The 11,083-nt window shown below is 61.9% G+C and carries 10 protein-coding genes and 1 riboswitch; of the genes, 4 read left to right on the forward strand and 6 right to left on the reverse strand.

The features are described 5' to 3' along the window. Positions 1–20 precede the first annotated feature (20 nt). From RNA01_RS05090 to RNA01_RS05100, 3 genes are read right to left on the reverse strand one after another with little or no spacing between them, the layout of a single operon-like run. Positions 21–416: a winged helix-turn-helix domain-containing protein gene (locus tag RNA01_RS05090; protein ID WP_147178891.1), complete on the reverse strand. Its 396-nt coding sequence runs from the start codon at positions 414–416 to the stop codon at positions 21–23. Beyond that, on the reverse strand, positions 413–1,849 hold the full coding sequence (locus RNA01_RS05095; protein WP_147178892.1) for an FAD-binding oxidoreductase: 1,437 nt from the start codon (positions 1,847–1,849) through the stop codon (positions 413–415). Before RNA01_RS05095 ends, RNA01_RS05090 begins: the two co-directional genes overlap by 4 nt. A 10-nt stretch (positions 1,850–1,859) precedes the next feature. After that, positions 1,860–2,840 carry an L-threonylcarbamoyladenylate synthase gene (locus RNA01_RS05100; protein WP_147178893.1) on the reverse strand — a complete coding sequence of 327 codons (981 nt, stop codon included), beginning with the start codon at positions 2,838–2,840 and terminating at the stop codon, positions 1,860–1,862. 233 nt (positions 2,841–3,073) lie between these two features. Between RNA01_RS05100 and RNA01_RS05105 the strand changes: the two genes are divergently transcribed. Then, positions 3,074–4,141 (forward strand): GGDEF domain-containing protein, encoded by a 1,068-nt coding sequence (locus RNA01_RS05105; protein ID WP_147178894.1) that lies wholly within the window; start codon positions 3,074–3,076, stop codon positions 4,139–4,141. Between the two features lie 97 nt (positions 4,142–4,238). Here RNA01_RS05105 and RNA01_RS05110 read toward each other — a convergent pair whose 3' ends face one another. Then, complete coding sequence (locus tag RNA01_RS05110; protein ID WP_147178895.1) at positions 4,239–4,844, reverse strand: DUF6656 family protein; 606 nt, start codon at positions 4,842–4,844, stop codon at positions 4,239–4,241. Between the two features lie 297 nt (positions 4,845–5,141). After that, positions 5,142–5,349, forward strand: a riboswitch (cobalamin riboswitch). Between the two features lie 108 nt (positions 5,350–5,457). Between RNA01_RS05110 and RNA01_RS05115 the strand changes: the two genes are divergently transcribed. From RNA01_RS05115 to RNA01_RS05125, 3 genes are all read left to right on the forward strand, one after another. Next, positions 5,458–6,702 carry an aromatic ring-hydroxylating oxygenase subunit alpha gene (locus tag RNA01_RS05115; RefSeq protein ID WP_147178896.1) on the forward strand — a complete coding sequence of 415 codons (1,245 nt, stop codon included), beginning with the start codon at positions 5,458–5,460 and terminating at the stop codon, positions 6,700–6,702. Continuing rightward, positions 6,699–7,781 carry an FAD-binding oxidoreductase gene (locus tag RNA01_RS05120; RefSeq protein ID WP_147178897.1) on the forward strand — a complete coding sequence of 361 codons (1,083 nt, stop codon included), beginning with the start codon at positions 6,699–6,701 and terminating at the stop codon, positions 7,779–7,781. The genes RNA01_RS05115 and RNA01_RS05120 overlap by 4 nt, the downstream gene beginning before the upstream one ends. A gap of 316 nt (positions 7,782–8,097) precedes the next feature. Continuing rightward, on the forward strand, positions 8,098–8,514 hold the full coding sequence (locus RNA01_RS05125; protein WP_147178898.1) for a BA14K family protein: 417 nt from the start codon (positions 8,098–8,100) through the stop codon (positions 8,512–8,514). A gap of 196 nt (positions 8,515–8,710) precedes the next feature. Here RNA01_RS05125 and RNA01_RS05135 read toward each other — a convergent pair whose 3' ends face one another. Together RNA01_RS05135 and RNA01_RS05140 are read right to left on the reverse strand one after the other, a co-directional pair. Further along, complete coding sequence (locus RNA01_RS05135; RefSeq protein WP_147178899.1) at positions 8,711–9,784, reverse strand: ligand-gated ion channel; 1,074 nt, start codon at positions 9,782–9,784, stop codon at positions 8,711–8,713. Then, positions 9,781–10,911 (reverse strand): cache domain-containing protein, encoded by a 1,131-nt coding sequence (locus RNA01_RS05140; protein WP_147178900.1) that lies wholly within the window; start codon positions 10,909–10,911, stop codon positions 9,781–9,783. Before RNA01_RS05140 ends, RNA01_RS05135 begins: the two co-directional genes overlap by 4 nt. Positions 10,912–11,083: the final 172 nt, after the last annotated feature.

Consider the following 11,083-nt stretch of genomic DNA (forward strand, 5'->3'; position numbering starts at 1 on the left):
GCCCTTGTGGCCGGAGGGTTTTACTCGTCGTCGGATGCCTTTGAAGCCTTGTCCGGTGTTTGGAATGTCGGATCCGCCATCGCTTCAAGCCAGGCGAGATCGCCGGATACGACCTTTCGGGCATCGGTCTCCATTCGCCGGTAGCAGGCAAGTAAAGTCTCGCCGAAGGGTGTGAGGCCTGCGCCGCCGCCGCTCTTGCCGCCATGGCGGGTGAAAATCGACGGTTCCTTGAACATCCGGTTGATCTCGTCGGCAAGAAGCCAGGCGCGGCGGTAGGACATGCCCATGGCGCCGCCTGCGGCGCGGATCGAACCGTGCTCGGCTATGCCGGAAAGCAGCGCCACCTTGCCCGGCCCGAGGCGCACGTCATTGGCCAGGTCGATCCGTAGCGTCAGCCTCGTCGCCTTGCCACTCATGGAACCTGGACCATCTTGCCGGGATTCATGATGCCTGCCGGGTCGAAGGCGCGCTTGATGCGGTTCATCAGCTCGGTCTCGATCGCCGGACGGCTTTGGATTAGTTCGTCGCGCTTCAGCTGGCCGACCCCGTGCTCGGCCGAGATCGATCCGCCATGGGCATGGACGATCGCATGGACGACGGCGTTGAGCTCGCGCCAGCGGGCGATGAAGCCGGCTTTGTCAGCGCCAACCGGCTGGCTGATGTTGTAGTGGATATTGCCGTCGCCGAGATGGCCGAATGCGCAGATGCGGGCGTCCGGCATCAGCGCGAGAACGGCGGCATCGGCCTCTGCCAGGAAGCGTGGCACGCGCGATACCGGCACAGAGACGTCATGCTTGATGGATCCGCCTTCCGGCTTTTGCGCCTCCGACATGCTCTCGCGCAGGTGCCAGAAAGCCGTCTGCTGGGCAAGCGAACTGGCGATCGCCGCGTCCTCAATCAGCCCGGCCTCGAAAGCCTCCTCCAGCAGCGTGTTGATCATAGTTTCCGCTGTCTCGGCCGAATCCGAGGTCGAGATATCGATCAGCGCGTACCAGTCATGCGGCGAGGAAAGCGGATCGCGCACGCCCGGAATATGCCTCGTGGTGAAATCGATGCCGATCCGCGGCATCAGTTCGAAACCGGTCAGCGCCGTGCCGCACAGAAGCGAGGTCCGCTCGAACAGCGCCAGCGCGTCGTCCGGCCTCTTGAGCCCGGCAAATGCCACCTGATGGCCACGCGGTTGGGGGAAGAGTTTCAGGACGGCGCCGGTGATGACGCCGAGTGTGCCTTCCGCGCCGATGAAGAGGTCTCGGAGATCATAGCCCGAATTGTCCTTCTTGAGACGCCGCAGTCCGTCCCAGATCTCACCGGTCGGCAGCACCACTTCAAGCCCCAGGCAGAGTTGGCGCACATTGCCATAGGCCAGCACCGCCGTGCCGCCGGCATTGGTCGACAGATTGCCGCCGATCCGGCACGAACCCTCCGAGCCAAGCGACAGCGGGAAAAACCGCCCGTTTTCTTCGGCCGCCTTTTGAATGTCGGCGAGGATCGTGCCGCCGTCGGCGACGATGACATCGGCAAGCGTGTCAATTTCGCGGATGCGGTTCATCCGTTCCAGCGACAAGATGACATCGGAACCACCCTCGCGCGGTACCTGTCCACCGACAAGGCCGGTGCGTCCGCCGGCCGGCACGATCGGGGTTGCAGTCTCGCTGGCAAGCTTCAGGATGGCCGAGACCTCTTGCGTCGAGCCAGGCTTCAGCACCAGTGGCGAGGCGCCGTGATAAAGGCCGCGGTTCTCGGTGAGATAGGGTGCGACATCGGCCGGCGCGCTCAGCGCATAGGCATCGCCGACGATCGCCACGAAGGCCTTCAGCGTCTCGGACAACAGGCTGTCGCTTGCACTCACTTTGTCTCTCCTATGCGTCCCGTGGGGCTGCTGCCCGCTTCAGCCTGTCATTGATTGCCTCACCCAGCCCGTAGTCGGGAATCGGCGTGATTGCGATGCCGGAAGCGTCGGTCTGGTCGGCGCGCTTCAGCAAGCCGAACAGATTGGCGGCGGCCTCCGCGAGGTTGCCCAGCGGGCTGAGATCAAATACGGCCACTGCCATGTCCATTCCCTCGACCGGCTGGTCACCGAAACGAATCAGCGCCTCGCCGGCCGATACGCTTGTGGCATCGAGTCGGACATGGGCGTTTGGCGCATAGTGCGAAGCGAGCATGCCGGGCGCCTCGATCGCTGCCGTGCCGGCCGCCTTGGGTCGCTCGACGGTCAGGCCGGTTTCGGCTTCGATGGCCTCGACCGGCACACCGCCGGGCCTGAGCAAGCGGATTCGGCCGTCCTCTACCTTGATGATGGTCGATTCCACGCCCACGGGGCAGGGGCCGCCATCGACGATAAGGTCGATGCGAGCGCCTAGATCGGCGTCGACATGCGCGGCCGTGGTCGGGCTGATCCGGCCGGAGGAATTGGCGCTGGGCGCTGCCAGCGGTCGGCCGAAGGCGCGGATGAGCGCGCCGGCAAACCCCTTGGGCACACGGATACCGACGCTATCGAGCCCGGCGGTCGCCAGCGGGTGGATCGTGCTTGCCGATTGAAGCGGCAGCACCAGCGTCAGCGGTCCGGGCCAGAAACGCCTGGCGAGCTGGCGCGAAATCGGGTCGAAGATGGCATATCGCTCGGCCATGGCGAGATCGGCCATATGGCAGATCAGCGGATTGAATCGTGGCCGGCCCTTGGTTTCATAGATGCTGGTAATCGCGCCGGCATCTGTCGCATCGGCGGCAAGCCCATAAACGGTCTCGGTGGGGATCGCGACCGGGCGCGCCCTGGACAAAACCGTGATCGCGGCATCGATCGCCGCCTGTTCGTCGGGATCGCTCGGGATGATCCGCGCCATAGCAAAAGCCTTCCTGCTTGCTTCTTTCCGTCCTTAGCGCGACAGCACCGGGTCGATCAAATCCTCATTTGACAAGCCCTGCTCGTAGGTCAGGGAGAGCTTAAAAAGCCCCTTGAAAATTACCGATATGCCGATCGTTAGAATTCTATCCATCGGCGTAACCGAAAGAAAGAAAACTTGCGCCTATAGTTCCGCCCATTCGAGCCAATTGCCTTATCTTCGGGAACCGGACCATGCAACAAGTCAAGAACCCTGCCTCGAGCATCGCGCTTCGTGTCGCCACGGCCATGCATCAGATGGGCATAGACGGTTTGCCGCGAAACTATGAGCTCGTTTATGAGGCCTATGCCGGCAGCAATCCGGAACTGGTTCGCGAGTTCATCGCACTGGGCAAGAACAAGACGCAGGAGGCGCTCGATGCGCTCGGGCGCAAATTTCTGCCGCATCATCACGAGGACGGTATTCTCAGCCGGCAGAACGGCCAAGTGCGTGCCGAGATGAGCAATTTCATCAGTCTGCTCAACCAGGAAAAGGTCTCGTTGACCGACTATGGCCGGCTGATCGGTCATGCTTCCAAGGCGATCATGACCGAGGATATCGACCATGTCGAACTCGGCCATTCGATCAAGGCGCTGAAAGCCGCGACCGAGCAGCGCGCCAGCCAGAACAGCAATGTCGTCCGTGCCGTCGTTGACAAGACCGCCACCCTTGCCGATCTACAGCGCGAAGCTGAGGATGCCGAAGCGACGAAGTTCGTCGATCCGCTGACCGGGCTTGCCAGCCGCCGGGCGTTCAACAACGCAGTCGCCAAGGTCTACGCAAATCCGGAAATGCCGGTGCTGTGCAGCATGGTGATCGGCGAGATCGACGAGTTCGCGAAACTGCCCGAACTGATGGGGCCGGCCGTCTCCGAGCGCTTCCTCAAGCAGGTCGCCAAGGTCGTGGAAGCGGTGGCCGGCACCGAGGATCTCGCCTGCCGTTTCGACGGTGGCCGATTTGGCATTCTGCTCTATACGTCCGATCAGCAGGAGGTGAACCGTATCGTTGATCTCGTCCGCTCCAAGCTCAACACGACCGTCGTCAACTCCGGCAACGGTCGCGCGCTTGGTCAAGTGCCGATGTCCTTTGGCATCTGCTTCTCGCAGCAGGCGCCAAATGCCTTCGACTTCACGAGCTTCACCGAAAAGGCGCTCGCCGCGTCCAAGGCCGCCGGGGGCAATACGGTGACGATCTATGGCGCCAGCGACTATGCGCCGAAGGATTGGTTGATCTACAAGAAACAGCCGGTCGGCGGGTTCTGAGGATCGGCCGGCGGTCGTTACGCGCCTTGCTCCCGCGCCGGTCTTGCGGACAAGGTCGCTCTCTCCTTTACCCCGCCGGAATGGCGGAGGGCGAAAGTCAAAGCTTGGCGATGATCTTGCGCAGCTCCGCGTCGCGTGCGCCGAGCATCAGCACGTTCTTCAGCGCTTCCTTCGGATCGTGGGTGCGAAAGAGAAGGCCGTTGTCGCGGACCGAGCGGTCGATCGCCATAGACCGCGTTTCCTTGTCGGGATGGATCGCGACGGCGAAATACATGCGCGAGTAGTTCGGCCGGATATGCTGGAAGAACTGCTCTCCGCCGCCCACTTCGGCGAAGAAATTGGCGATGTAGAAGGCCCATTTGACGTCGGCATATTTGGCGAAGTTGGCTTTCGCCGCCGTCACGTGGCAATAGCCGAGATGCGGGCGGTTTTCGAGCGTCTTGTGGAAGATCAGCTTGGGGAACTGGATCGAGCGGTGGAAGCCGTTGATGCGTTCGTGGGTCTTTTCACCCGCCGCCTCCAGCTTGCGCGCGGTGCGCTCCGCCACTTCCTCGTAGGTCAGATAGCGCTTCTCTTCCGCCAGCCAGTCTTCTCGATGGCGGGAAATGCGTCCGGTGCGCAGGAATTCGGTATGCACGGCCTTGACCGGCAGGCCGGGCTTTGCTCCGGATTTGGGGGCGGCGAAATATCGCAGCTTTTGCATGGGCTGGCTCTGATCCTAAGGCCGATGCGCCGATCATACGACACCGAGATTAATGACATTTTTCCGTATCCTGAGCGCCGTCGGTTTCGCGAGGCTTGCGCACCTGTCCTGGATGTTTTTTCTGTTGGCTGGTCATTTTGCGTCATCATTTTTGCGCGGCATGGTGAGGTCGAAATCCATGTGCTTGAAAGCGCTATTGAAATTGTGACGTCACTCGGTCTGGCAAGAAAATTCGCGTGTCGCAAACGCTTGAGGCCGTGTCGTTTCGCAATGCGGCGACGCTCTGTCTCTGTGCTTATATGACCCTGAACTCGAGGTGCCGCCCGGCTAGGGAAGGGCGGGAAATCGGGAAGCCGGTCGAATTCCGGCGCTGCCCCCGCAACGGTAGTGGAGAATGCGTGACGGCCAAAGACCACTGGGGCGATTGTCCTGGGAAGGTGCCGCATGCGGTCCGGGGAAGGACCGCTCCAGAGCCCGGAAACCAGCCTTTGAGAATGGAATGGATTGACGGTCGCGGCGGGCGGCCCGAGACGGCTCAGGCCGGCGTCGCACGACGTCTCGGTCCGCGCATGGCCTCGTTCTCTGCCACGACGAACGGATAACGAGGACGACAATGGACTTGCACAACACAGTTTTGCGGCAGCTGAAGAACCGCCGGGATGGTTTCAGCCTGGAGCAACCCTTCTATATCGACCAGGACTATTTCAAACTCGACATGGAGACGATCTGGTATCGTGATTGGCTGTTCGTCGGCCATGACTGCGAGATCCCGCGCGCCGGTAATTACGTCACCGCCCAGATCGGCGATTACCCGGTGGTGATCGTGCGCGGCAAGGATCAGGTGATCCGTGCCTTCCACAACACTTGCCGCCACCGTGGCCACCGCGTCTGCACCCAGGAGCGCGGCGCATCCGCCAAGCTTGTCTGCCCCTATCACCAGTGGACCTACGACCTTGACGGTTCGCTGGTCTTCGCCCGGCAGATGGGCGAGAGCTTCGACAAGCAGGATTTCGGCCTGAAGCCGGTCCATTGCGAAAGCGTTGGCGGTTATATCTTTATCTGCCTGGCCAACGAGGCATCGGACTTCGCACCGGTCCGGGCGACGATCGAGCCCTATCTCAAGCCGCATCGGCTGTCGGAAGCCAAGGTCGCACATCGCAACACGATCATCGAGAAGGGCAATTGGAAGCTCGTCTGGGAGAATAATCGCGAGTGCTATCATTGCGCCGGTAATCATCCGGAACTCTGCCGCACCTATCCCGAGGCCCCCTCGGCCACCGGCGTGCAGGGCGCCAAGGACGATCCGGTCATCACCGAACACTGGGCGCGCTGCGAGGCCGCCGGCTTGCCGTCGGAGTTCACCATGGATCCGTCCGGCCAGTTCCGCGTCGCCCGTATGCCGCTGATCCAGGATGCCGAAAGCTATACGATGTCCGGCAAGCGTGCCGTCAAGCGGCCGCTTTCCGATGACGTCACCGTTTCGCACATCGGAACCATGCTGCTGTTTCACTATCCGACCACCTGGAACCACATTCTCGTCGACCACGCTATCTCCTTCCGTGTCTTGCCGATCTCGGCCGAGGAAACCGCCGTCACCACCACCTGGCTTGTCCACAAGGATGCCGTCGAAGGCGTTGACTACAATGTCGACGAACTCACCCATGTCTGGAAGATGACCAACGATCAGGACCGCGCCATCGTCGAGGAAAACGCCTTTGGCATCAGGTCTCCGGCCTATGAGCCGGGGCCCTATTCCGTCGATCATGAGGGCGGTGTGATGCAGTTCGTCGAATGGTATTCCAATTTCATGGTCGAACGCCTGCAGGGCGACAAGGCCAAGCTTTCGGTCGTGGCATGAGCAAGGCGAGCGCATACAGACACGTCGATGAGATGCGGCCCTGGTCGGACCGCGAACACCTGCTCGAATGCGTGGCCTGGACGCCGGAAGCGCCGGATGTGATGACCTTCACATTCAAGCCCGAGCGTCCCGGACACTGGTTCCGCTATCTGCCTGGTCAGTTCGTGACGCTGGAAATCCCGGTCGGGCCGGAACCGGTGATGCGCACCTACACGCTGTCATCCAGCCCGTCGCGCCCCTACACCATCGCAGTGACAGTCAAGGCGCAGAAGGATTCGATCGGCACCCGCTGGATGTTCGACAATCTCAAGCCCGGCATGAAGCTGAAGGCGATCGGCCCGCTCGGCGACTTCTCCTATGTGAAGCATCCCGGCGAGAAATATCTGTTCATCTCGGCTGGTTCCGGCATTACGCCGATGATGTCGATGACCCGCGACATGGCCGACCGCGAGCCGGACACGGATATGGCCTTCATTCATTGTGCCCGCTCGCCCGACGACATCATCTTCCGCGCCGAACTGGAATACCGGGCCCGCCATCTGCCCTATTTCCAGCTTGGCGTCATTGTCGAGCAGTTGCAGCGGTCGCAATTCTGGTCGGGTCTGCGGGGTTTCATAGACAAGGCCAAGATTGCTCTTCTGGCACCTGACTATCTCGACCGCACGGTGTTTTGCTGCGGTCCGGCCCCGTTCATGGCGACCGTGCGTGAATCTCTGGAAGGCGCCGGCTTCGACATGAGTCGCTACCACGAGGAGACCTTCCAGCCGGTCGCGCCGGAACTGCCGGTCGTTGTCGCTGACTATGGCGACGAGGCGAAGCCGACAAAGGTGACCTTTACCATGTCCGGCAAGCAGGGGCTGTGTGAGCCGGGCCATACGCTGCTCCAGGCCGCCCGCGCCAGCGGTGTGCGCATCGGTGCTGCCTGCGAATCCGGATTGTGCGGCACTTGCAAGGTGATGAAGTTGTCCGGCGAGGTCGAGATGAACCACAATGGCGGCATTCTCGACGACGAGATCGACGAAGGCTACATCCTCGCCTGCTGCTCGCGGCCGAAAGGCGACGTTGAAATCGAGGCCTGATCCGCGATTACCGCCTTGCCTTGCTTCTTTATGTCAGTGACGGCGGACGCTGTGTCGGTGGCCGACCGTCGTTCGTTTTGGGACGGAACCGAAGGGCCCGAGGTGCGTTTGGAGACGGGGTTTCGACACGGTGATGTCCTCCGGGCAGTCAGGTGCGATTCTCCGATTGTTAATGTCGTGTTCAGGCAGATTTACCTACTGTCGACGCTGGCTTTCGCTTATCATGCTCTCCTTCGGCGAAGCCGATCGTGGCGGTGATGCGAAGCGCGTCTCGTCATAGTGCATGCACCACAAACGCAGGGAATGGAGAACTGAAATGAAAACCAAGATGAAGCGCCTGGCCGCGCTTGTGCTGGCCTCAGCAGTCGTCCTCACGAGCTTCGTGCCTAGCCAGGCGGCCATGCCACTGCCCGCCCCGGTCATCAAGGCTCCGTCCGATGTAACCAATGTCGATTACCGTCGCCCGCCGCGGTACTATCGTGGCTATCGTGGTTCCCTTCATCGCCGGCCGGGCTACCGTTACCACAATGGATATTGGTTCCCGCTTGCCGCTTTTGCCGCCGGCGCGATCATCGGCGGCGCCATCGCGACGCCTACCGCGCCGCGTGCCGCAGGCATCAACCCCAAGCATTATCAGTGGTGCGCGAACCGCTATCGGTCCTATGATGCCTATAGCAACACGTTCCAGCCGTATCACGGCCCACGTCAGCGCTGCTATTCGCCCTACTACTGAACCGGCGCCGCAAGGCCGTGATGGATGAAAATGCCCGGCCATCAGCCGGGCATTTTTTTGTCCGCAAGGGTGCGGCTCAAGTGCCATTGCCTGTGGTGCGCTCCTGGATTAAGCACACCGAACCCTTTTTGCGCCGTTGGAATCGGCAACCACCCTGCGGCAGGCTGGGCCTGCGCTCAAGCCTTTGCTCAAGCCTTTACAGCAGCGAGCGCGCGACCGAGCAGACGCAGATCAGCACAAAACTCGCCGGCACACTGTAGCGGATATTGGCGCGAATCGCCGGTTCGAGATGGGCAAAGCGCAGCTTTCCCGGGAAGTTCGAATAGACCAGAATGATGTTCAGCAGCAGCACCAGGACGAGATAGAAATAGCCGAGCGAGACCATGAAGGCGACCGGCGAATTCATCGAGATCGAGCCTGGAAAGCTTGATTCATAGGTGAAGCTCAAGGCCGCGAGTGCCAGAAGCGCCGAGTAGGTCATCGGCGCCTTATCGCCAAGAAGCTTCTCCGGTGCCCAGAGGATGAACAGCGATACTGACAGAACGGCGACAAACGGAATGAAGATTGGCAGCAGGTAGTGTGGCCACTGCCGAGAGACCACAGTCGAGGCCCTGATTCGTACGAAGGGTTTGGCGTTCCAGCCGTAGAACCGCTCCATGACGAACTGGAGCGAGCGTGCGGTCCAGTTGGATGCCGAAAGCTCCTTGGCGACCGATGACAGTTCCCGGTCGATGTCGTTCATCACGAAGATCACCTCGTCCGCCGAATGGCGGGGTGTTACGAGCGAAAGCGTCAACTGCTGCTGATCGAACGGAAAGGTCTGCATGTCGACGTCGACCCGGAAGTCCGCATCCAGCCGGCGAATGCGGGTCACGGTGCCATCACTGCGCACAGAAAGCGATACCGAGCTGGACCGTGGTTCGCTGATCTGGTTCTCGATCTCCGTGCCGGGTGTCCACATCTGTCTGAGCCTGGCGTCCGCATCGGCGCCGACATAATCGAAACGGCCGAAACCGGTCACCTTCGGGTCGAAGGCCTGGCTCGGGTCGCGCCAGCGCTCGGTCATTTCGATCGTCATCGATGCCTCGCCGGTTGTTTCGGTGAGGCGGGAAAGGCCGAGGACGCGCATGGCGAAATGGACAGACACCGGCAGACGGATTTCCCGCGGTAAAGGCGGTGAGGTGTCCTGCGCGGCGGCGGCGGAATGGGCAAGCGCCAACCAGCCGGAAAGGAGGATGAGAAACAGTCGTGGCAATCGCGTGGGCTTCATGCGGAGCCTCCGTCGGCCCCGCCGCGGGGCGGGCTGTGTCCGGCCGCCAGGGCATCGATCGCGTCATGCAGGCGGGTGTAGTCGGCAAGGCCGCTTGCGGCAGGAGCATCATCGAGCGGCTTTCCGCTCGCGCGCATCTCGGCGTATGTGGCAAGGGCTGCCAGCGGCCGGACGACCATGGCGCGCACCGCGATCATGACGACAGAAAAGGCGGCGATCATCCCGACGACCACGACGATCATTGCCGTCGCCACGGCACGGAGAAAGCCGCTGTCGAGCCCGGAGAAATCGCGCACGATCAGGATCGCGCCGATCATTCGCCCGCTGTAGTCGAGGAGCGGCTGGGAGAAGGTGCCGTAGCGCCGGTCGTCGATGCGAGCCGTGCCTTGCACGGGTTCACGCGACAGGCCGATGGCGCGGCGGTCCTGGAGCGCCTGGAACAGTGTCGTATTTGTGGCCGCTTCGATGGCGAGGCCTGCTGGCTCCTTCGAGGCGTCGGCGCCCTTTGGTACGACGCCGGTCATCGCCTGGCTGAGGAACAGGGCGAAGTCGGCGCCCGAGGCGGATTTCGCCAGTTCGAGCAGGCTCTTGAGATCCACGCCCACTTCGACCGTGCCGACCAGCGTTTCGCCGTCCTGGATCGGTGCGACGGCGCGCAGGCTCAAGCCGGCCAGTCCCACCTCTAGCCCCTTCTGCAAGACACGGCTGCGGTTGGCGGCAAGGATCATCGGGCGGATGGCCGACAGGTCCTGGCCGAAATTCGTGGGGTCCTGGACGCGCAGGAAGCTCTTGATGTCCACGGTGTGGAAATGCAGCATGTTGACACCTGCCTCGCTGGCAAGCGCTTCGTAGCTGGGCTTCAGCATCCGGGCGAGACCGTCCCGGTCGCCGGCCTTCATCAGCGCCACGACTTGCGGATCGTTGGCGATCCGGTCCGCATGGGTGGCCGAGAGGCTCGCCGCCTGCGCCATGGACGAGGTCAGAAGCAGCGCCGTCGCCTGCATTTCGTTCATCTTGCCGGTGTCGAGCTGCCTCTGGCTGCCGCCGACCACGACCAAGCCGCTGATCGACAGGATGAGGGCGAAAAAGGCAGCGGTGGTGATGGCGAGAGATCGGTCGAGAGTCATGGCATCGGTTCCGGGGGGCAGCTTCGCTGGATCCCTCAGCTAGGCCATTTGTCTACAACGTGCATCGTCCAACTTTGGGCTTATTCGGCGCGCCGCCACTGTTCGACCTGGCCCGGATCGGCTAGCTCTTGGTCTGGTCTGTCGGGGTAGTCGGACCGCAAAACGGTTTGAC

This window comes from Paenirhizobium naphthalenivorans (assembly GCF_007992095.1).
Taxonomy (GTDB): Bacteria; Pseudomonadota; Alphaproteobacteria; order Rhizobiales; family Rhizobiaceae; genus Allorhizobium; species Allorhizobium naphthalenivorans.

Bases quoted from the DNA above. Each gene is read 5' to 3' on its own strand.
- RNA01_RS05110 (WP_147178895.1), bottom strand. From the start codon at position 4,844: ATGCAAAAGCTGCGATATTTCGCCGCCCCCAAATCCGGAGCAAAGCCC.
- RNA01_RS05090 (WP_147178891.1), bottom strand. From the start codon at position 416: ATGAGTGGCAAGGCGACGAGGCTGACGCTACGGATCGACCTGGCCAAT.
- RNA01_RS05125 (WP_147178898.1), top strand. From the start codon at position 8,098: ATGAAAACCAAGATGAAGCGCCTGGCCGCGCTTGTGCTGGCCTCAGCA.
- RNA01_RS05140 (WP_147178900.1), bottom strand. From the start codon at position 10,911: ATGACTCTCGACCGATCTCTCGCCATCACCACCGCTGCCTTTTTCGCC.
- RNA01_RS05135 (WP_147178899.1), bottom strand. From the start codon at position 9,784: ATGAAGCCCACGCGATTGCCACGACTGTTTCTCATCCTCCTTTCCGGC.
- RNA01_RS05120 (WP_147178897.1), top strand. From the start codon at position 6,699: ATGAGCAAGGCGAGCGCATACAGACACGTCGATGAGATGCGGCCCTGG.
- RNA01_RS05115 (WP_147178896.1), top strand. From the start codon at position 5,458: ATGGACTTGCACAACACAGTTTTGCGGCAGCTGAAGAACCGCCGGGAT.
- RNA01_RS05105 (WP_147178894.1), top strand. From the start codon at position 3,074: ATGCAACAAGTCAAGAACCCTGCCTCGAGCATCGCGCTTCGTGTCGCC.
- RNA01_RS05100 (WP_147178893.1), bottom strand. From the start codon at position 2,840: ATGGCGCGGATCATCCCGAGCGATCCCGACGAACAGGCGGCGATCGAT.